The organism is Pseudomonas sp. NFACC05-1 (assembly GCF_900100135.1).
Classification (GTDB): domain Bacteria; phylum Pseudomonadota; class Gammaproteobacteria; order Pseudomonadales; family Pseudomonadaceae; genus Aquipseudomonas; species Aquipseudomonas fluorescens_Q.
Window position 1 is genome coordinate 162685 of record NZ_FMTR01000004.1, and the last position, 21231, is coordinate 183915.

Annotated in this window: 18 protein-coding genes; 8 read left to right on the top strand and 10 right to left on the bottom strand. The window is 61.1% G+C overall.

The window, feature by feature from the left end; translation table 11 throughout:
• Positions 1–126: 126 nt before the first annotated feature.
• From BLO97_RS09060 to BLO97_RS09080, 5 genes are all read left to right on the top strand, one after another.
• The gene (locus BLO97_RS09060; RefSeq protein ID WP_092345623.1) at positions 127–1554 is read left to right on the top strand and encodes a di-heme oxidoreductase family protein; all 1428 of its coding nucleotides are present in this window, start codon (positions 127–129) and stop codon (positions 1552–1554) included.
• Positions 1555–1582: 28 nt separating this feature from the next.
• Complete coding sequence (locus BLO97_RS09065) at positions 1583–2647, top strand: imelysin family protein (protein ID WP_092345625.1); 1065 nt, start codon at positions 1583–1585, stop codon at positions 2645–2647.
• Between the two features lie 2 nt (positions 2648–2649).
• On the top strand, positions 2650–3747 hold the full coding sequence (locus tag BLO97_RS09070; RefSeq protein WP_092345627.1) for a DUF1513 domain-containing protein: 1098 nt from the start codon (positions 2650–2652) through the stop codon (positions 3745–3747).
• A 155-nt stretch (positions 3748–3902) separates the two neighbouring features.
• Positions 3903–5051 carry an efflux RND transporter periplasmic adaptor subunit gene (locus BLO97_RS09075; RefSeq protein WP_092145184.1) on the top strand — a complete coding sequence of 383 codons (1149 nt, stop codon included), beginning with the start codon at positions 3903–3905 and terminating at the stop codon, positions 5049–5051.
• A 13-nt stretch (positions 5052–5064) separates the two neighbouring features.
• Positions 5065–8091 carry a multidrug efflux RND transporter permease subunit gene (locus tag BLO97_RS09080; RefSeq protein ID WP_063324669.1) on the top strand — a complete coding sequence of 1009 codons (3027 nt, stop codon included), beginning with the start codon at positions 5065–5067 and terminating at the stop codon, positions 8089–8091.
• 224 nt (positions 8092–8315) lie between these two features.
• Here BLO97_RS09080 and BLO97_RS31865 read toward each other — a convergent pair whose 3' ends face one another.
• The 5 genes from BLO97_RS31865 to colR all read right to left on the bottom strand — a co-directional run bounded on the left by BLO97_RS31865 (position 8316) and on the right by colR (position 11994).
• A complete protein-coding gene (locus BLO97_RS31865) occupies positions 8316–8543 on the bottom strand; it encodes a hypothetical protein (protein ID WP_092345629.1) in 228 nt (75 codons plus the stop codon).
• A 2-nt stretch (positions 8544–8545) separates the two neighbouring features.
• Positions 8546–9256: a lipopolysaccharide kinase InaA family protein gene (locus BLO97_RS09090; protein WP_092345631.1), complete on the bottom strand. Its 711-nt coding sequence runs from the start codon at positions 9254–9256 to the stop codon at positions 8546–8548.
• A gap of 4 nt (positions 9257–9260) precedes the next feature.
• Positions 9261–9929: a class I SAM-dependent methyltransferase gene (locus BLO97_RS09095; protein WP_092223515.1), complete on the bottom strand. Its 669-nt coding sequence runs from the start codon at positions 9927–9929 to the stop codon at positions 9261–9263.
• A 114-nt stretch (positions 9930–10043) separates the two neighbouring features.
• On the bottom strand, positions 10044–11321 hold the full coding sequence (locus BLO97_RS09100) for a sensor histidine kinase (protein WP_063324665.1): 1278 nt from the start codon (positions 11319–11321) through the stop codon (positions 10044–10046).
• The gene (colR, locus tag BLO97_RS09105; protein ID WP_058544498.1) at positions 11311–11994 is read right to left on the bottom strand and encodes a two-component system response regulator ColR; all 684 of its coding nucleotides are present in this window, start codon (positions 11992–11994) and stop codon (positions 11311–11313) included. The genes BLO97_RS09100 and colR overlap by 11 nt, the downstream gene beginning before the upstream one ends.
• Positions 11995–12212: 218 nt before the next feature.
• Here colR and BLO97_RS09110 point away from each other — a divergent pair, with 218 nt between their 5' ends.
• Positions 12213–12956 (top strand): phosphatase PAP2 family protein, encoded by a 744-nt coding sequence (locus BLO97_RS09110; RefSeq protein ID WP_092345633.1) that lies wholly within the window; start codon positions 12213–12215, stop codon positions 12954–12956.
• A 197-nt stretch (positions 12957–13153) separates the two neighbouring features.
• Here BLO97_RS09110 and groL read toward each other — a convergent pair whose 3' ends face one another.
• From groL to BLO97_RS09130, 4 genes are all read right to left on the bottom strand, one after another.
• Positions 13154–14797 carry a chaperonin GroEL gene (gene groL, locus BLO97_RS09115; protein ID WP_063324663.1) on the bottom strand — a complete coding sequence of 548 codons (1644 nt, stop codon included), beginning with the start codon at positions 14795–14797 and terminating at the stop codon, positions 13154–13156.
• 50 nt (positions 14798–14847) lie between these two features.
• Complete coding sequence (locus BLO97_RS09120; protein ID WP_003204913.1) at positions 14848–15141, bottom strand: co-chaperone GroES; 294 nt, start codon at positions 15139–15141, stop codon at positions 14848–14850.
• Between the two features lie 244 nt (positions 15142–15385).
• A complete protein-coding gene (locus tag BLO97_RS09125) occupies positions 15386–15862 on the bottom strand; it encodes an FxsA family protein (protein WP_063324662.1) in 477 nt (158 codons plus the stop codon).
• 66 nt (positions 15863–15928) lie between these two features.
• On the bottom strand, positions 15929–16660 hold the full coding sequence (locus BLO97_RS09130) for a HugZ family pyridoxamine 5'-phosphate oxidase (protein WP_092345635.1): 732 nt from the start codon (positions 16658–16660) through the stop codon (positions 15929–15931).
• Between the two features lie 160 nt (positions 16661–16820).
• Here BLO97_RS09130 and BLO97_RS09135 point away from each other — a divergent pair, with 160 nt between their 5' ends.
• Positions 16821–17579: an SDR family oxidoreductase gene (locus BLO97_RS09135; RefSeq protein ID WP_063324660.1), complete on the top strand. Its 759-nt coding sequence runs from the start codon at positions 16821–16823 to the stop codon at positions 17577–17579.
• A 127-nt stretch (positions 17580–17706) separates the two neighbouring features.
• On the opposite strand, the gene apbC is transcribed toward BLO97_RS09135, so the two are convergent.
• A complete protein-coding gene (gene apbC, locus BLO97_RS09140; protein ID WP_092145168.1) occupies positions 17707–18801 on the bottom strand; it encodes an iron-sulfur cluster carrier protein ApbC in 1095 nt (364 codons plus the stop codon).
• Between the two features lie 278 nt (positions 18802–19079).
• On the opposite strand from apbC, the gene metG reads away from it, so the two are divergent.
• Entirely contained in the window at positions 19080–21125 is a 2046-nt protein-coding gene (gene metG / locus BLO97_RS09145) for a methionine--tRNA ligase (protein WP_063324658.1), read from the top strand.
• Positions 21126–21231 lie beyond the last annotated feature (106 nt).

Genomic DNA, 21231 nt, shown 5'->3' on the forward strand with positions numbered 1-21231 from the left:
CTGAGTGAGCAGTGTTGCCGCCAGGCAAGCGCGACCCCCTCAACCAAACGATAATTCCTCTTATTCAAACAGCCCCGCCCTGTTAGACTTTGCGCCCTCGTTTTCACTCATCTCCCAGGACGCCCGATGCCGTCGTTGCCTCTTCGTTTATGTGCGTTGTTCATGGCCCTGGGCCTGAGCGCCTGCGATGATGCCCCGCGCTTTACCCAGGCCGAACCGGGTGAAGCCCGTTCCGGTGGCGCCGCGACAGTACGCAAGACGGACCAGAACGCCTTTTCCCTGCCCTCGGCCAACCTGCCGCCCTCACGGCGCGTGGATTTCAGCGTCGGCAACAGTTTCTTCCGCAGCCCCTGGGTGATCGCCCCCTCGACCACCACCGCTCGCGACGGCCTCGGGCCCTTGTTCAACACCAACGCCTGCCAGAACTGCCACATCAAGGACGGCCGCGGCCACCCACCTGCGCCGGACGCGACCACCGCGGTATCGATGCTGGTACGCCTGTCGATCCCCGACACACCACCCTACGCCAAGGTCATCGAACAATTGGGCGTCGTGCCGGAACCGGTTTACGGCGGGCAATTACAGGACATGTCCGTGCCCGGCGTCGCCCCCGAAGGCAAGGTGCGGGTCGATTACACGCCGGTCCCGATGCGTTTCAAGGACGGCACCGTGGTGGAACTGCGCAAGCCGGACCTGCAGATTACCCAACTGGCCTATGGACCGATGCACCCGGACACGCGTTTTTCCGCCCGCGTCGCCCCGCCGATGATCGGCCTGGGACTGCTCGAGGCGATCCCCGACGAAGCCATCCTCGCAAACGCCGAAGCCCAGGCCCGGGAGAAAAACGGCATCGCCGGGCGTCCCAACGAGGTCTGGGACGATGCCCAGCAAAAAACCGTCCTGGGAAGGTTCGGCTGGAAGGCCGGACAGCCCAACCTCAACCAGCAGAACGTCCACGCGTTCTCCGGCGACATGGGCCTGACGACAAGCCTGCGACCCTTCGACGACTGCACCCAGACCCAGGTCGACTGCAAGCGTGCGCCCAGCGGCAACGGCCCGGATGGCGAACCGGAAGTCAGCGACAACATCCTGCGACTGGTGCTGTTCTATAGTCGCAACCTCGCCGTACCGGCCCGGCGCGAGGTGAATTCACCCCAGGTGCTGGCGGGCAAGAATCTGTTCTTCCAGGCCGGTTGCCAGTCCTGCCACACCCCGAAATACACCACCTCCGCCAACGCCGCCGAACCGGAGTTGGCGAACCAGGTCATCCGCCCTTACACCGACCTGCTGTTGCACGACATGGGCGAAGGCCTGGCGGACAACCGCAGCGAATTCAAGGCCAGCGGCCGTGACTGGCGAACCCCGCCGCTGTGGGGCATCGGCCTGACCGAAACCGTCAACGGCCACACCCAGTTCCTGCATGACGGCCGGGCCCGCAACCTGCTCGAAGCCGTGCTGTGGCATGGCGGCGAAGCACAAGCGGCGCAGCGTCAGGTTTTAGCGTTCAATGCCGAGCAGCGCACTGCGTTGCTGGCCTTCCTGAATTCCCTTTAAATGCCTTTTCCAGAAGTGGGAGCACGACATGTTCCGTCCCAAGCTGTTGTTCACCAGCCTCGCCGCCATCGCCCTCGGTGCCTGCTCGCCCCAGGATCCACAAGCCGTAACCTCGGCCGCCATCGCCAAGCAAGTGATCCTGCCGACCTATAGCCGCTGGGTCGACGCCGACCGGCAACTGGCGACCAGCGCCCTGGCTTTCTGCCAAGGCAAGGAAAACCTGGAAACCGCCCGCGCCGATTTCCTCAAGGCACAAAAAGCCTGGGCCGAATTGCAACCGCTGTTGATCGGTCCGCTGGCCGAGGGCAACCGCGCCTGGCAGGTGCAGTTCTGGCCGGACAAGAAAAACCTGGTGGGCCGTCAGGTCGAGCAATTGGTCAACAGCGAGCCACAGATCGACGCCGCCGGCCTGGCCAAGTCCAGCGTCGTGGTCCAGGGCCTCTCGGCCTATGAATACCTGCTGTTCGACGCCAAGATCGACATGGCCGACAGTGCGCAAAAAGCCAAGTATTGCCCGCTGCTCACCGCCATTGGCGAACGCCAGAAACAACTGGCCGAAGAGATCCTGTCGCGCTGGAACACCAACGACGGCATGCTCGCCCAGATGAGCAAATTCCCCAACCAGCGCTACGCCGATTCCCACGAAGCCATCGCTGACCTGCTGCGGGTCCAGGTCACCGCCCTCGACACCCTGAAGAAAAAACTCGGCACGCCGATGGGCCGCCAGAGCAAGGGTGTGCCGCAACCGTTCCAGGCCGATGCCTGGCGCAGCCAGTCGTCGCTGCAAGGCCTGGAGGCCAGCCTGAGCGCGGCCAGGACTGTCTGGGCCGGCGTGGACAACAAGGGTCTGCGCGGCCTGCTGCCCAGCGACCAGAAACCGTTGGCGGACAAGATCGACGCCGCCTACGATGCCGCCTTGAAGTTGTTCGCCAGCAGCCAGCGTTCGCTGACTGAAATGCTCAACGACGATGCCGGGCGCCAGCAACTCAACGATTTGTATGACAGCCTCAACGTCGTCCATCGCCTGCACGAAGGCGAACTGGCCAAGGCGCTGGGCATTCAACTGGGCTTCAATGCCAACGACGGTGACTGATCATGTTTCGACGTCAGGTCCTGGCACTGGGCAGCTTGCTGCTCGGTGCCGTCACCCTGGGCGGCTGGACGCTGTTCAAGCAAAAGGACAAGCACCCACTCTTGCTTTCGGCACGGGACGATGGCGACGGCAAGCACTACGCCGTCGGCTATCGACTGGACGGCACCCGGGTGTTCGTCACCCAGGTCGGCCAACGCTGCCATGACATCATCAATCATCCGACACAGCCGATTGCGCTGTTCGTCGCCCGTCGTCCAGGCACCGAAAGCTACTTGATCGACCTGCGCAACGGGGCGCTGCTGCAAACCATCGCCTCGTTGCCGAACCGGCATTTCTACGGCCACGCGGTCATCCATAACAGCGGCGAATGGCTGTACGCCACCGAGAACGACACCACCGACCCGGGACGCGGCCTGTTGGGCGTTTACCGTTTCGAAGGCGAGCGGCTGGTGCACAGCGGCGAGATATCCACCCATGGCATCGGTCCGCACCAGGTCTCATGGATGCCTGACGGCGAAACCCTGGTGGTGGCCAATGGCGGCATTCGCACCGAGGCCGAAAGCCGGGTCGAAATGAACCTCGACGCCATGGAGCCGAGCCTGGTGCTGATGCAACGCGATGGCACCCTGCTGAGCAAGGAAACCCTCGCCCAATCGATGAACAGCGTGCGCCACCTCGGCATCGCCAGTGACGGCACCATCGTCTCCGGCCAGCAGTTCATGGGCGCAGCCCACGAGTCGTCGGAACTGCTAGCGATCAAGCGGCCGGGCCAGCCGTTCCAGGCGTTTCCCCTGCCTGAGGAACAATTGCAGGCCATGGGGCACTACACCGCCAGCGTCGCCGTGCACAGCGACCTGCGCCTGGTGGCCCTGACCGCTCCCCGTGGCAACCGCTTTTTCATCTGGGACCTGGACAGCGGTGAAGTGCGCCTGGATGCACCTTTACCGGACTGTGCCGGTGTGGGTGCGGTGGCCGACGGTTTCGTCGTGACGTCGGGACAAGGGCGTTGCCGTTATTACGATTGCCGGCAGACACAACTGGTTGCAAAGCCGCTGGATCTGCCGGCAGGGCTCTGGGACAACCATTTGCATCTGGCCTGAGCCAGGGAGCGAAGCCCATCGGCGCCGAGCTCCCTGATTTTTCGGAAAAATCCCACGCACCTCCAGCCCGCCAGCATCTGGAATAGCCCGCACACTCAGGGTAATGTGCCCGCCTATCTGTATTTTCTCTCAGCTCTTTTCCAAGGAAGTGGAACATGCTGCGACGCCGCATGCTGATCATGTTGGGTGTTGTCCTGCTGGTGGTGCTGTTGCTCGCCGGCTACAAGGCCTTCTCCATCTACCAGCAGATCCAGATGTTTTCTGCACCGAAACCACCCGTCAGCGTGGCCGTGGCCAAGGCCATCGAGCAGCCCTGGCAGGCACGCCTGCCCACCGTCGGTAGCCTCAAGGCCCTGCAAGGCGTGGACCTGAGCCTGGAAATCGCCGGGACCGTGCAGAAGGTGCAGTTCCAGTCCGGGCAGAAGGTCAAGGCGGGCCAGCCGCTGCTGCAACTGGATAGTGAAGTCGAAAGCGCCCTGCTGGAAACCGCCGAGGCCGACCTTGGCCTGGCGCAACTGGATTTCGGTCGCGGCCGACAGTTGGTGGGCAGCCAGGCGATCTCCAAGGGCGAATTCGACCGGCTCTCGGCACAACTGAAAAAGAACCAGGCCACGGTCAACCAGCTCAAGGCTTCGCTGGCCAAAAAACAGATTCTGGCGCCATTCAGCGGCACCATCGGCATTCGCCAGGTGGACGTCGGCGACTACCTGGCCAGCGGCACGGTGATCGCCACCCTGCAAGACCTCAGCAGCCTGTACGTGGACTTCTACGTGCCAGAGCAAAGCGTGCCCCGGCTCGCGGTCGCCCAACCGGTCAACGTCAGCGTCTCGGCCTATCCCGGGCAGACCTTCGTCGGCACCATCAGCGCGATCAACCCCAAGGTCGAGGACAGCACCCGCAACGTGCTGGTGCGCGCCACCCTGGGCAACCCCGACGGCAAGCTGCTGCCCGGCATGTTCGCCAACCTGCAGGTGATCCTGCCGGACGTGGCCGCCGGAATCGTCGTGCCGGAAAGCGCCGTGACCTACACCCTCTACGGCAACTCCATGTACGTGGTGGCGCAAAAGAAAGCCGCCGACGGCACAGTCGAGAAAGACGACAAGGGCCAGCCGGTCCTGATCGCTGAACGGCGTTTCGTTGAAACCGGCGAGCGACGCGACGGGCAGGTGCTGGTTACCAAAGGTGTGCAGAGCGGCGAACAAGTCGTGATCGCCGGCCAGATCAAGCTCGATAACGGTACGCCCATCGCCATCAGCGACGACAAGACCCTGACCGAACAGAACAGCCCGCCGCGCGCGGACTGATCAAGGAACCCCCATGGCTTTTACCGATCCGTTCATCCGCCGTCCGGTGCTCGCCACCGTGGTCAGCCTGTTGATCGTGCTCCTGGGTTTCCAGGCCTGGAGCAAGCTGCCCCTGCGTCAGTATCCACAAATGGAAAACGCCCTGATCACGGTGACCACCGCCTACCCCGGGGCCAACGCCGAGACCATCCAGGGCTACATCACCCAACCGATGCAACAGAGCCTCGCCAGTGCCGAGGGCATCGACTACATGACCTCGGTCAGTCGCCAGAACTTCTCGGTGATTTCGGTCTATGCCCGCATCGGCTCCAACAGCGACCGGCTCTTTACCGAACTGCTGGCCAAGGCCAACGAGGTCAAGAACCAGTTGCCCCAGGATGCCGAGGACCCGGTCCTCAGCCGCGAGGCCGCCGATGCCTCGGCACTGATGTACATCAGCTTCTTCAGCAAGGAACTGAACAACCCGCAGATCACCGACTACCTGTCACGGGTGATCCAGCCCAAGCTGGCGACATTGCCCGGCATGGCCGAGGCGGAGATCCTCGGCAACCAGGTCTTCGCCATGCGCCTGTGGCTGGACCCGGTCAAGCTCGCCGGCTTCGGCCTGACTGCCGCCGACGTAACCAATGCCGTGCGCCAGCACAACTTCCTCTCCGCCGCCGGTGAAGTGAAAGGCGAGTACATCGTCACCAGCATCAACGCCAACACCGAACTCAAGTCCGCCGAGGCCTTCGCCGCGATCCCGCTCAAGACCGACGGCGATAGCCGGGTGTTGCTGCGAGACGTCGCCCGCGTGGAAATGGGCGCCGAGAACTACGACACCATCAGTTCCTTTGGTGGCACACCCTCGGTGTACATAGGGATCAAGGCCACACCCGGTGCGAACCCGCTGGATGTGATCAAGGAAGTACGCAAGATCATGCCGGACATGGAGGCCCAGCTCCCGGCCAACCTCAAGGCCGAGATTGCCTACGACGCCACCCTGTTCATCCAGGCCTCGATCGACGAAGTGGTGAAAACCCTGTTCGAGGCGGTGCTGATCGTCATCGTCGTCGTGTTCCTGTTCCTCGGCGCCCTGCGTTCGGTGGTCATCCCGGTGGTGACCATCCCGCTGTCGATGATCGGCGTGATGTTCTTCATGCAGTTGATGGGCTACTCGATGAACCTCCTGACCCTGCTGGCCATGGTGCTCGCCATCGGCCTGGTAGTGGACGACGCCATCGTGGTGGTGGAGAACATTCACCGGCATATCGAGGAAGGCAAGACACCATTCGACGCCGCGATAGAAGGTGCCCGGGAAATCGCCATGCCGGTGGTCTCGATGACCATCACCCTGGCGGCGGTGTACGCGCCGATCGGTCTGCTCCAGGGCCTGACGGGCGCTTTGTTCAAGGAGTTCGCATTGACCCTGGCCGGGGCGGTGGTGATCTCCGGCATCGTCGCCCTGACCTTGTCACCGATGATGTGCGCCATGCTCCTGCGCCACGATGAGAACCCCTCGGGGCTGGCCCATCGGCTGGACATGGTTTTCGAGCGTCTGAAGAGCCGTTACCAGCGCATGCTTCACGGCACGCTCAACACCCGGCCGGTGGTACTGGTGTTCGCCGTGATCGTACTGCTGCTGATCCCGGTGCTGATCATGTTCACCAAGTCCGAACTGGCCCCCGACGAGGACCAGGGCATCATCTTCATGATGGCCAACGCCCCGCAGCCAACCAACCTCGACTACCTGAACACCTACACCGATCACTTCATTACCATCTTCAAGGAGTTCCCGGAGTACTACTCCTCGTTCCAGATCAACGGCTACAACGGCGTACAGTCGGGCATCGGCGGCTTCCTGCTCAAGCCTTGGAACGAACGCAGCCGCACCCAGATGGAAATCCTGCCAGAGGTCCAGGCCAAGCTCGAAAGCGTGCCTGGTTTGCAGATCTTCGGTTTCAACCTGCCCTCACTGCCGGGCACTGGCGAAGGCTTGCCATTTGCGTTCGTCATCAACTCGCCGAAGGATTATGCGACGCTGCTGGAGATTGCCGAGCGTGTCAAAAAGCGCGCATTGGAATCCGGCAAGTTCGCCTTCATGGACATTGACCTGGCGTTCGACAAACCCGAAGTCGTGGTGGATATCGATCGCGCCAAGGCCGCCCAGATGGGCGTCTCGATGCAGGATCTGGGCGGTACCCTGGCGACACTGCTGGGTGAAGCCGAGATCAACCGCTTCACCCTCGAGGGGCGCAGCTATAAGGTCATTGCCCAGGTCGAACGCCCCTTCCGGGACAACCCGGACTGGTTGAACAACTACTACGTGAAAAATGCCAAGGGTGAATCACTCCCGCTGTCGACCCTGATCAAGGTCAGCGACCGGGCGCGACCGCGACAGCTGAACCAGTTCCAGCAGCTCAATGCGGTGACCATTTCGGGCTTTCCCGTCGTAAGCATGGGCGAGGCGATCGAGACCGTCCGCCAGATCGCCCGGGAGGAAGCCCCGGCGGGGTTCGCCTTCGATTACGCCGGGGCTTCACGCCAATTCGTACAGGAAGGCAGCGCGTTGTGGGTGACCTTTGCCCTGGCCCTGGCGATTATCTTCCTGGTGCTGGCCGCGCAGTTCGAGAGTTTCCGGGACCCGCTGGTGATCCTGGTGACCGTGCCGTTGTCGATTTGCGGCGCCTTGATTCCGTTGTTCCTCGGCTGGTCGAGCATGAACATCTATACCCAGGTGGGGCTGGTGACGTTGATTGGCCTGATCAGCAAGCATGGGATTCTGATTGTCGAATTCGCCAACCAGCTGCGCAGGGAACAGAACCTGACACCGCGGGAAGCCGTGGAACAAGCCGCGTCGATTCGTCTGCGGCCGGTGCTGATGACCACCGCTGCGATGGTGTTCGGCATGGTGCCGCTCATCTTCGCCACAGGCGCCGGGGCGGTGAGCCGCTTCGACATTGGCACGGTGATCGCCACCGGGATGTCGATTGGCACCTTGTTCACGCTGTTCGTGTTGCCTTGCGTCTACACGCTGCTGGCCAAGCCCGATAAACCCTGAAGGCGGCCAGAAGGGAACAGGAGGTTTTTTGTGGCGAGGGAGCTTGCTCCCGCTCGGCTGCGAAGCAGTCGTCAATGCACCAAGGCTACCTGAGCAATCGATTGGGACCGCTTCGCGGTCCAGCGGGAGCAAGCTCCCTCGCCACAGGTTTCAGTGCTCGACTGGAGATTGCGGCAGGAAAAAAAAGGCCTCGCACAAGCGAGGCCTTTTGGGCTTCGTGATGTTCAACTCTGCGGCCTCATTCCTTGGGACAGGCTGAACATGAACAGCAACAGATCATCGTCCGGTCGGATCGCCTCACTCGTCTTTGCCACACGCGGCAGCGGACAATACGCACCCGCACTGGACGCACTGAGGATCTGCGAACGAGGCTGTTCCCAGACAGCCAACGCCAACGACGCAACTGCCAGGGCTCCGACTAAAAACAAACCTCTAGCAATTTCTAGTTTCATCGCTATAAACCTTTGATAGCGCTGCCAAACGCCGCCTCGTAAAAATAGACCAGTTTTTTCCAGTCAGCCTCGCTGAACGACGAGTGGCGCCGCAACTGCTTCAGGTCATGGGATGCCGCACGTTGGGCGGTCAGACGCTGGCGACACTTTTCAAAATCGAGCAAAGCCACTTCGGCCTTGGCCGCCTCGCCCTCCCCGCTCACGCGCACAAAGACATGCTTGATGTAGATACAGCCATGTTGCCAACGGCCCTTGTGCATGCGAGCCAGGTTTTCAGCCAGTGCCAGGAGGATTTGATCATGCACGGCTTCGCCATGGCGCTCGCGGCCACCCCCGGCATACCAGTGCTCGATCTCTTCAAAACCTTCCAGCGCCTCGGTTACCAGCAGCGCACGCCACTGGTGAACCGGGTCCCATTGGGCGCCACAGAAAATGAGCTGGGGGACGCGAACATCCAGTCGGGTCAACGCCAGGAGTGCGTCTTGCTCGCGCAGCACGGTCGGTCTACCAAATGGGTGCAGCCAGCTGCGATAAATATGTCCGGTCTGACGCTTGGCATAAAGCAGCTTGCCATCCTTGCTCTTGATCCGCTGCACGCCGCTTTCACCACCGCGACGTACATTAGGTTCTTCCACCCAATCACCCTGCTGACTCCAGAAATGTTCAAAGTCGTCGAGAAGAAACATTGATGGTTCTGCTGCCTGTACACCCATGCCCTTACCTCTTGCGCAATACATAAACTCGCCACATGGCATAGAGCGGTAGGAAATCCAGCCGTTCCTGAATGCGAAACCCAGACTGCCGAAACTCTTCTTCTACTGTATCTGTCGGTAACACAAATCGATTCTGGTAGTCTTTCTGCGCACGAGTGCGCTCCAGACGCTTGCGTTTCCAGGCCTTGAAATTGCCATCAACCCACAATGAAACGATCACGCTGTCGCGGCTGACACGCTCGAATTCCTTCAGAATCGCCAGTCGGTGCGCGGGTTCACCGATGTGGTGCAACAGACGCATGCAAAAAATGCTATCGACGGCGTTATCAGGCAACGCGATGTCGAACGCAGAAGTGTGCAAGGGTTGTACCCGTTTCACCACATCGGTCGGTTGAGCCTCCATTGCGGTCTTGAGCATGGCCTCGGAATTGTCCGCGCCGATGATGACTCGATTCGGCTTTTCGGCTAACAAAGACCAGAAGCGCCCGGCACCGCAGGGCAGGTCCAGGACCAGGCCGGGGTCTGCGACGAGGGCCAATGCACGCCGGGCCAGTTGTTGATCTCGCTGATTGGAAAGACGGCGACTCAAGCCACGGCGGTGCTTATGAAAATATTCCCTGGCGTGCTGCTCGTCGTATTTTTCAGAAAATTCCAGCTTGATGGGCTTGGACATTAGGCGGGCCTCAATGACTGATCGGCCCCACCTTATGGATCGGAATGTCATGCCTTTGTGAAAATAAAGTCAGGTAAACGCTCCAATGTTTACAAGACTTTTCGGCATGGAGGTTTAGCCCTCTGGATTCAATTCCACCTCGAAGTGGCAACCATTGGGCTCCATCGTACTGAGGCTGACTGTCCAAGCCTGGTTCTCGCAGATGCGCTGCACCAGCGACAAGCCCAATCCCAATCCCTCACCGCGTTTTTCGTTTCCGCGCACGAACGGCTCGAACATCGCCTCGCGCTTCTCCTCTGGAATCCCCACGCCGCTGTCCTCGACCACGAATCCGGTGGTGGTCAGCGACAGGCGGATAAAACCCTGGTCAGTGTAGTGCAGGGCGTTACGCAATAGATTGCCCATCACGGCCGTCAGGAACGTGGCGTTATACAGGGTGTCGACGGGTTGCCCAGGTTCGAAGATCAGCGTCAGACCTTTGGATTCGATGGGGGCACGCCACACGCCAAGGAGGTTCTCGGCCACCTGCCCCAAGGTCAGTCGAGGCGACATGCCGTTGTCTTCACGCTCGGCCCTGGCGAGCATCAGGAAGGTCTGCACCAGCTCGCGCATCTCTTCACTGGCCCGATTGATGCGCTCGACCTGGGTACGACCGCGCGGGTCCAGCGCCGGGTTTTCCAACAGCAACTCACAAGAGGTCGCCAGGACCATCAACGGTGTGCGCAACTCGTGGCTCACGTCGCTGGTGAACAACCGCTCGCGGGTCAAGGCCTGGCGTAAACGCCCCAATGTGGCATCGAACGCCACCGCCAGTTCACCCACCTCATCGGCGGCATAATCCGGGGCCAGCGGCGGCGCGAGTCCCAGCAGCTGGTCGCGATGACGCACTTGCCGGGCCAGGCGAACCACGGGCGCCATTACCCGGCGTGCCAAGACCCAGCCCAGAAATACCGCCAGTGCCAGGCTGAGCACGAAACCCACCAGCACCACGGCGAACAGCACCCGTTCGCGCTCTTCGAAATCGCTCTGGTCCTGCAGCAACACGTAGTGCCGCCCATCAACGATCTCTACCATGGCGTGATAGGACAACTGCTCGCGAAACACCTCGTGGAAACCGCGCTCCAGATGGCGCAGATCCTTGGGCAACTCGAAGTCCCCCGGGCCGCCGCTGAAATAAAACAACTGGTCGGGTTCCGGCCGATGGTTCCAGTCCGAGACACTGTCCATCAACAGCAGGCGTTGCAAATCCCCGCCAAGCCCGGCGGAAATCAGCTTCTCTTCCACCAGGTGGACCGTCGCCACGATGCCCATGGCGAAAGCGCCTGCCACCAGTGCGCTCATCAGCGCAAAGGCGATGATGATCCGTTGGGCGAGGCTCTGCTTAAACTCCATCGCGGCCCTCGGCCAAGCGATAGCCGACGCCATGTACGGTGTGCAACAACGGTTTGTCGAACGGTTTGTCGATCACCTGGCGCAGTTGATGGACGTGGCTGCGCAGGCTGTCGCTGTCCGGGCAGTCATCGCCCCACAAGGCTTCTTCGAGGATTTCGCGGCGCAGCACGTGGGGGCTTTTCTGCATCAGTACCGCCAGCAGCTTGAGGCCTACGGGGTTGAGCTTGAGCAGCTTGCCTTCACGGGTCACTTCCAGGGTGTCGAGGTCGTAGCTCAGGTCGCCAACCTGCAAGGCACGGCGGCCACCGCCCTGGGATCGACGCATGACGGCTTCGATCCGCGCCGCCAGTTCCGACAAGGCAAACGGCTTGATCAGGTAGTCATCGGCGCCGGACTTGAAGCCCTGCAAACGATCGTCCAACTGATCCCGGGCGGTGAGCATGATCACCGGCGTATCGCGCCGGGCGTCTTCGCGCAGGCGCTTGCACAAGGTGTAGCCGTCGATGCCCGGCAGCATGATGTCGAGCACGATCAGGTCGTAGTGTTCGGTCGCGGCCAGGTGCAACCCCGACAAACCGTCCTGGGCACAATCGACGGTATAGCCCTTGAGCCCCAGGTAATCGGCCAGATTGGCCAGGATATCGCGGTTGTCTTCGACCAATAGAATTCGCATGGGCACCTCAGCGTACGCAATTAACGGCCATCTTGGCCCGCGCAGCTTACGGCCAAGTTTGGCTGACGGCTAGGATTGTATCGGCTGTGGCAGCCTGGACCCACAGCCAGACTGCAAGGCATTGACGAGTTTTTCACCCAACATTCACACCGTCCCGACGCAACACAGACCAGACTGCGCATCGCGCTGCTTACGCCCCCACCACCAAAGGTACTGCCATGGTTTCCACCGCCATCCGCCCCGCTTCCAGGCCCCTGAATTTCTGGATTGCCCTCGGCCTGCCTGCCTTTGTCGCAGCGATTCTGGTGTTACTGGAACTGACCACGTTGGACATGGACCTGGCGAAGCTGTTTTACGACCCGATGGCGGGTGGATTTATCGGTCGACACAGCTTTTTCCTGGAGGACATCCTGCACGACCGGGCCAAAGAGGTGGTGATCGTATTTTCCATGCTGGCGGTCCTGGGATTCATCAGCTCGTTCTTCATCGCCCGGCTCAAACCGCTCAAGCGCGAGCTCGGTTGCCTGGTGCTGTCCCTGGCACTGGCGACGTCCTTCGTCACGCCGATGAAAGCGGTGACAGCAGTGCAATGCCCCTGGAGCCTGAAGGAATTCGGTGGCAAGGAAACCTATAGCGAACTGCTCAGCCCACGGCCGGCCACGGACAAACCCGGTCGATGCTGGCCCGGCGGTCATGCCGCCACTGGGTTCACGTTGTTTGCGCTGTTTTTTGTGCTACGCGACCGCCGTCCACGCCTGGCCCGCCAGGCCCTGGTACTCGCCTTTACGTTGGGAACGGTGTTTTCCCTGGGGCGGATGATGCAAGGGGCGCATTTCTTTTCCCATAACGTGTGGACGGCGGTGTTCTGTTGGCTGATCTGTCTGGGGTGCTACTACTACATCCTGTACCGACCGGCCGCCACGGCTGATCGCGTAGCTGTAACCAGTCCCGCCAATGCCTGAACTGAACCACATCCCAATGTGGGAGCGAGCTTGCTCGCGATAGCGGTGGGTCAGTGCCGGATATATGAGCTGACACACCGTAATCGCGAGCAAGCTCGCTCCCACAGGGGATTGGCACCGCATCATGAAATCCAAGGTAATAAAAAACCCCACTTGCTTTCGCAGGCGGGGTTTTTCGCTACAGGGGTAAGGCTGGCTTACATCATGCCGCCCATGCCACCCATGCCGCCCATGTCTGGCATACCGCCGCCAGCTGGAGCGTCTTCCTTGATTTCAGCGATCATCGCCTCGGTGGTGATCATCAGGCTGGCAATCGACGAAGCCGCTTGCAGAGCCGAACGAGTCACTTTGGCCGGGTCCAGGATACCCATTTCGATCATGTCGCCGTATTCGCCGGTGGCAGCGTTGTAACCGTAGTTACCCGAACCCTGCTTGACCTTGTCGACCACAACGCTTGGCTCGTCGCCGGAGTTGGCAACGATCTGGCGCAGAGGTGCTTCTACAGCGCGACGCAGCAACTGGATGCCGACGTTCTGGTCATCGTTGTCGCCTTTGAGCTCGCTGATGGCTTGCAGGGCACGAACCAGTGCCACGCCACCGCCAGGTACCACGCCTTCTTCGACGGCTGCACGGGTAGCGTGCAGGGCGTCTTCAACGCGGGCTTTCTTCTCTTTCATTTCAACTTCGGAACCCGCGCCAACCTTGATCACTGCGACGCCGCCGGACAACTTGGCCAGACGCTCTTGCAGTTTTTCACGGTCGTAGTCGGACGAGGTCTCGGCCACTTGTGCGCGGATCTGGGTAACGCGAGCCTGGATGTCAGCCTCAACGCCGGCACCGTCGATCACGGTGGTGTTTTCCTTGGACAGGATCACGCGCTTGGCGTTACCCAGGTGCTCCAGGGTGGTGCTTTCCAGGCTCAGGCCGATCTCTTCGGAGATAACGGTACCGCCGGTCAGTACGGCGATGTCCTGCAGCATGGCCTTGCGACGATCGCCGAAGCCTGGTGCCTTGACGGCAGCGACTTTGACGATACCGCGCATGTTGTTCACAACCAGGGTCGCCAGGGCTTCGCCTTCAACGTCTTCAGCCACGATCAGCAGTGGGCGGCCAGCTTTGGCAACGGCTTCCAGCACTGGCAGCATTTCGCGGATGTTCGAGATCTTCTTGTCCACCAGCAGGATCAGCGGGCTGTCCAGCTCGGCGGTCATGGTGTCCGGCTTGTTGACGAAGTACGGGGACAGGTAGCCACGGTCGAACTGCATGCCTTCTACAACCGACAGTTCGTTTTCCAGGCCCGAGCCTTCTTCAACGGTGATCACGCCTTCTTTACCGACTTTTTCCATGGCTTCGGCAATGATGTCGCCGATGGAGTTGTCGGAGTTGGCCGAGATGGTGCCGACCTGAGCGATCGCCTTGGAGTCAGCGCAAGGCTTGGCCAGACCCTTCAGTTCCTTGACGATGGCGATGGTCGCCTTGTCGATACCACGCTTGAGGTCCATCGGGTTCATGCCGGCAGCGACGGCTTTCAGGCCTTCGTTGACGATCGACTGAGCCAGTACGGTGGCGGTGGTGGTGCCGTCACCGGCGTCATCGTTGGCACGGGAGGCAACGTCTTTGACCAGCTGCGCGCCCATGTTTTCGAAGCGATCTTTGAGCTCGATTTCCTTGGCTACGGAAACGCCGTCCTTGGTGATGGTCGGAGCGCCGAAGCTCTTCTCGATGATCACGTTACGGCCTTTCGGGCCCAGGGTCGCTTTTACTGCGTCAGCCAGGACGTTGACACCGGCGAGCATTTTCTTGCGGGCGGAATCGCCGAATTTAACTTCTTTAGCAGCCATGATCGATATTCCTTAAATACTTTGTAGTAACGGGAAAATGGGCGGGGGAATCAGCCTTCGAGAACAGCGAGGATTTCGTTCTCGCTCATTACCAGCAGGTCTTCGCCGTCGACTTTCACTGTGTTGCTGCCGGAGTAAGGGCCGAACACAACCTTGTCACCCACTTTCACGGCCAGCGCACGTACTTCACCGTTTTCCAGTGCCTTGCCTGGGCCTACAGCGAGAACTTCACCGTGGTTGGCTTTTTCAGCAGCCGAACCTGGCAGGACGATACCGCCAGCGGTTTTCTTCTCTTCTTCGCTGCGACGGATGACGACGCGGTCATGCAGAGGACGAAGCTTCATTGTCGATCTCTCCTAATTTTTGGTTTTCATCGGCCGGTGTAGTCCCGGCGGGTTTAACAAAGCCGGCGGAGCCGGGTGCGGTTCGTCAGTCGAACCGCGGAAGTCTGCCCGGTGTCACCACCGGAAACCTTGCGGTGACCGTTACATAAGGGCGCACAAGTGGATTACAAGGGCGGGGACAGAAATTTTTTTGCTCCGCGCCACCAAAACGAGCACGGCGCCCGAAGGCGCCGTGCTGATGGTTTTACTTGGAATCCCGGTGTTCGAATTCGCCTTCGATCACATTGGGCTCGCGGCCCATAGGCTCTCGCGGAGCCGGGCCGCCACGGGGTTGGAGGTCATCGGCGAAGGCGCGCTGACGCATCGCCTGCTCTTCGGCACGCTGGCGCATTTTATTGGCCAGCAGCCTACGGGTGAACGGCAACAGCATGACCAGGCCCAACACGTCGCTGATAAAGCCTGGCAGGATCAACAGACCGCCACCCAGGGCCAGCATCAGGCCTTCGAGCATGGTCTGGGCGGGCAGCTCGCCGCGGTTCAGGCTTTCACGGGCACGCAATGCCGTGGCGAGGCCGGCGATACGCAGCACGAACACGCCGAGCATCGAGCCGAGAATGACCAGCAGCAGGGCCGGGAAAAACCCGATCGCACCGCTGACCTTGACGAATACGAACAGCTCCAACACCGGGAACAGCAGAAAGAGCAACAAAAAAGGGCGCATCAAATGGTTCCTCAACGCAAGAATGCCTTGCTATGAAACCCTAAATGACGTCGCCCTTTCGTGAATTCAAGCGTCGACCTCGGCATTTTTCGGCCATTGCTCGGCGTGAGCCAGATAAACCAAGGCTTCGCGCACTTGTGTCGGGGTGTTGCAAGGCGTCGGGAACGCCAGCCAGTGCAGGCCCTGGCCGATGCGCAAGTGCATGCCCTCGCTGTCGATGCCCGCCAGTTGTGCCCGTTCGCTTTTCGGCAGGCCGGTCAGCTCCACGTAATGGGCAATGGCCTTGGCGTGATCGGCATTCATGTGCTCGACCATGCTGGCTTCGGCTTTGCCGGCGAAGGGGTTGGCCAGGGTGAGCTGGTCTAGCCAGTGGATGGCGCCAAAGCCGCCAATGTAGCGATGGCGCACCGGCTCGAGCACCCAGAAATCGAAATCATGGGCCTTGTGGTAGTTCTGCGAGTCAGGGAAATAGCGGTAGTAACGCTCGGCGGCAGCCTCGATGACGGCGCTGTCTTCGAGTTTGCGGGCCTCGGCCAGGTAGGTCAGGCGCCCCACGGCCTGCACATCCTCGGCGCCCCGCTCGCCCACCAGCATCGAACACTTGGGGTCTTTCTGCAGATTGTGAGTGTGCTGGGCGATACGGCTGATCAGGATCAGTGGCCGGCCTTGTTCGTCCAGGCAATAGGGCACCACGGAACCGAACGGAAAGCCGGGCATGGATTTGGAATGAGTGGAGAGCACTCCACGGTATTCCTTGAGCAGCAATTCCCGGGCATGCTTGGCAGCTTCAACGCTCAACTTATGACTCCTTTAATGAAATCCGTCTAGAAAACGGTCAGGCGACTGGAGTAATGTTCCGATACACCGATAGGACAGTTCTCGTGTGCAACCGGGCTACACGCCAATCGAGAGACGTCCCAAAAGGTCCCCTCCATCGCTGCGCCACCTGGACATGAGCATGCAACTCACTGACAAAGTAATCATTATCACCGGCGGTTGCCAGGGCCTGGGCCGCTCCATGGCCGAGTATCTCGCGGGCAAAGGCGCGAAGCTCGCCCTGGTGGACCTCAACCAGGAAAAACTCGACCAGGCGGTTGCCGCGTGTGCAGCCAAGGGCGTCGAAGCCCGGGCGTACCTGTGCAACGTTGCCAATGAGGAGCAGGTCAGCGACATGGTCGCCCGGGTCGCCGAGGACTTCGGCGCGATCCACGGCCTGATCAACAACGCCGGGATCCTGCGTGACGGCCTGCTGCTCAAGGTCAAGGACGGCGAAATGACCAAGATGAGCCTGGCCCAGTGGCAGGCCGTGATCGACGTCAACCTCACCGGTGTATTCCTGTGCACCCGTGAGGTGGCGGCGAAAATGGTCGAGCTGAAGAACAGCGGCGCCATCATCAACATTTCGTCGATCTCGCGCGCCGGCAACGTCGGCCAGACCAATTACTCGGCCGCCAAGGCCGGTGTGGCCGCCGCCACTGTGACCTGGGCCAAGGAGCTGGCACGCTACGGCATCCGTGTCGCCGGCATCGCCCCGGGTTTCATCGAAACCGAAATGACCCTGGGCATGAAGCCCGAGGCCCTGGAAAAAATGACCTCGGGGATTCCGCTCAAGCGCATGGGCAAGCCCGAGGAGATTGCTCATTCGGCGGCGTATATCTTCGAGAACGACTACTACACCGGTCGGATCCTGGAGATGGATGGCGGGTTGCGGATCTAAGCGCCCGTACACAGCCACTGTGGGAGCGAGTTTGCTCGCGATGGCGTCGGGTCAATCAGCCTTGATGTGACTGACACTCCGCTATCGCGAGCAAGCTCGCTCCCACAGTGGATAGGGTTTCACTCTATCAATCGTCACTGACCGTGATGTTCGGCATCATCGGTGAAGCGGCCTCTTGCAACACGATCCGCGCGCCCACGTGGCGGGCCAGTTCCTGATAGACCATGGCGATCTGGCTGTCCGGTTCGGCGATGACCGTCGGCTTGCCGCCGTCGGCCTGTTCGCGGATCAGCATCGACAGCGGCAGCGAAGCCAGCAATTCGACGCCGTACTGGCTCGCCAGTTTTTCCCCGCCACCTTCGCCGAACAGGTGCTCGGCATGCCCGCAGTTCGAACAGATGTGCACGGCCATGTTCTCCACCACGCCCAGCACCGGGATGTTGACCTTGCGGAACATCTCCACACCCTTGCGCGCGTCCAGCAAGGCCAGGTCTTGAGGCGTGGTGACGATCACCGCACCGGCCACCGGGACTTTCTGCGCCAGGGTCAGCTGGATATCGCCAGTGCCGGGCGGCATGTCGATCACCAGGTAATCCAGGTCGCCCCAGGCGGTTTGCGTGACCAGTTGCAACAAGGCACCGGAAACCATCGGCCCGCGCCAGACCATCGGCGTGTTGTCGTCGGTGAGGAAGGCCATGGACATGACTTCCACGCCATGGGACTGGATCGGCACAAACCACTTCTGGTCCTTGACCTGCGGTCGGGTGCCCTCGGCAACACCGAACATGATGCCCTGGCTCGGGCCGTAGATGTCTGCATCGAGAATCCCGACCTTCGCCCCTTCACGGGCCAGGGCCAGGGCCAGGTTGGCCGCAGTGGTGGACTTGCCCACGCCGCCCTTGCCCGAGGCCACGGCGATCACGTTCTTGACGTTCGCCAGCCCCGGCACCTGCGCCTGGGCCTTGTGGGCGGCGATCACACTGGTGACGTCGACTTTGGCGGCGCTCACCCCATCCAGGGCCTCGATCGCCATTTGCAGCATCTGCGCCCAACCACCCTTGAACAGGTCGGCGGCGTAGCCAATTTCCAGCTGGACGCTGACGCGATCGCCCTGGATGTCGATGGTGCGCACACATCCGGCGCTGACCGGATCCTGGTTCAGGTAGGGGTCGGTGTACTGGCGAAGGACGGCTTCCACCGCTGCGCGATTGACGGCGCTCATGGGCAACTCCGATAGCAAGACTTGAAAACAGGCCGCTATCCTACGCCCCACCTGCTTGTGTGGCGAGGGAGCTTGCTCCCGCTCGACTGCGCAGCAGTCGCCATCAGGCAGTAAAGGAGATTGAGGATTGACTGATTGGGGCGGCTGCGCCACCCAGAGGGAGCAAGCTCCCTCGCCACAGAGGCCCTGCCAGCATCTGGAAACAGGCTCACAGGGTGAAAAAAAGCCGCCAGCGCTTTATAGTGGCCGACCTCCGTTTCATCAAGTAGCCGAGCCCCATGTCCGAGCCACGCAAGATCCTCGTCACCAGCGCCCTGCCCTATGCCAATGGTTCGATTCACCTCGGCCATATGCTGGAATACATCCAGACCGATATGTGGGTGCGCTTCCAGAAGCATCGCGGCAACCAATGTATTTATGTCTGCGCCGACGACGCCCACGGCTCGGCCATCATGCTGCGTGCGGAAAAAGAAGGCATCACCCCGGAACAACTGATCGCCAACGTCCAGGCTGAACACAGCGCCGACTTTGCCGAGTTCCTGGTGGATTTCGACAACTTCCACTCCACCCACGCCGAAGAAAACCGTGAGCTGTCGAGCCAGATCTACCTGAAGCTGCGTGACGCCGGGCACATCGCTACCCGTTCGATCACCCAGTATTTCGACCCGGAAAAGAAAATGTTCCTGGCCGACCGCTTCATCAAGGGCACCTGCCCGAAATGCGGCACTGAAGACCAGTACGGCGATAACTGCGAAAAATGCGGCGCCACCTACGCACCGACCGACCTGAAGGACCCGAAATCGGCGATTTCCGGGGCGACGCCGGTGCTCAAGGACTCCCAGCATTTCTTCTTCAAGCTGCCGGACTTCCAGCAGATGCTGCAAGCCTGGACCCGCAGCGGCACCCTGCAGGACGCCGTCGCCAACAAGATCGCCGAATGGCTCGATGCAGGCCTGCAGCAGTGGGACATTTCCCGCGATGCGCCGTACTTCGGCTTCGAGATCCCCGACGAGCCCGGCAAGTATTTCTACGTGTGGCTGGATGCACCGATCGGCTACATGGCGAGTTTCAAGAACCTGTGCAACCGCACACCGGAGCTGGACTTCGACGCGTTCTGGGGCAAGGACTCCACTGCCGAGCTGTATCACTTCATCGGCAAGGACATCGTCAACTTCCACGCCTTGTTCTGGCCGGCCATGCTCGAAGGCGCCGGCTTCCGCAAGCCGACCGGTATCAATGTCCACGGCTACCTGACCGTCAACGGCCAGAAAATGTCCAAGTCCCGCGGCACCTTCATCAAGGCCCGGACCTACCTGGACCACCTGTCGCCGGAATACCTGCGCTACTACTACGCGGCCAAGCTCGGCCGTGGCGTCGACGACCTGGACCTGAATCTCGAAGACTTCGTGCAGAAGGTCAACTCCGACCTGGTGGGCAAGGTGGTCAACATTGCCAGCCGCTGCGCCGGTTTTATCCACAAAGGCAACGCCGGTGTTCTGGTAGCCGGCAACGCCGCGCCGGAGCTGACCGACGCTTTCCTGGCCGCGGCGCCAAGCATCGCCGATGCCTATGAGAGCCGCGACTTTGCCCGGGCCATGCGCGAGATCATGGCCTTGGCCGACCGCGCCAATGCCTGGATCGCCGACAAGGCGCCCTGGTCCCTGGCCAAGCAGGAAGGCAAGCAGGACGAAGTCCAGGCGATCTGCGCCCTGGGCATCAACCTGTTCCGCCAACTGGTGATTTTCCTCAAGCCAGTGCTGCCGCTGCTGGCCGCCGATGCCGAGGCGTTCCTCAACGTCGCACCGCTGACCTGGAACGATCACCAGACCCTGCTGAGCAACCATCAGTTGAACGCGTTCAAACCGTTGATGACCCGTATCGACGCGACCAAGGTGCAAGCCATGACCGACGCCTCCAAGGAAGACCTGGCCGCCAGCCAGACCGACACCGGTGCACCTGCCGGGAACGGCGAACTGGCCAAGGACCCGCTGTCGCCGGAAATCGACTTCGACACTTTCGCCGCCGTTGACCTGCGCGTGGCGCTGATCGTCAAGGCCGAGGCCGTCGAAGGCGCCGACAAGCTGCTGCGCCTGACCCTGGACATCGGCGACGAGCAACGCAACGTGTTCTCCGGGATCAAGAGTGCCTACCCGGACCCGGCCAAGCTCGAAGGTCGGTTGACGATGATGATCGCCAACCTCAAGCCGCGCAAAATGCGCTTTGGCATCTCCGAAGGCATGGTGATGGCGGCGGGCCCCGGCGGCGAGGAAATCTACCTGTTGAGCCCTGACAGCGGCGCCAAGCCGGGCCAGCGGATCAAGTAACGCGGCCGCTTGCTGCACCGATCCCACAGTCGCCTTGCAGGTGGCTGTGGGATTTTCATATCTGGCCCATGCTCCCGGCGTGCCGGATAATGCCTAATCTTGTAAC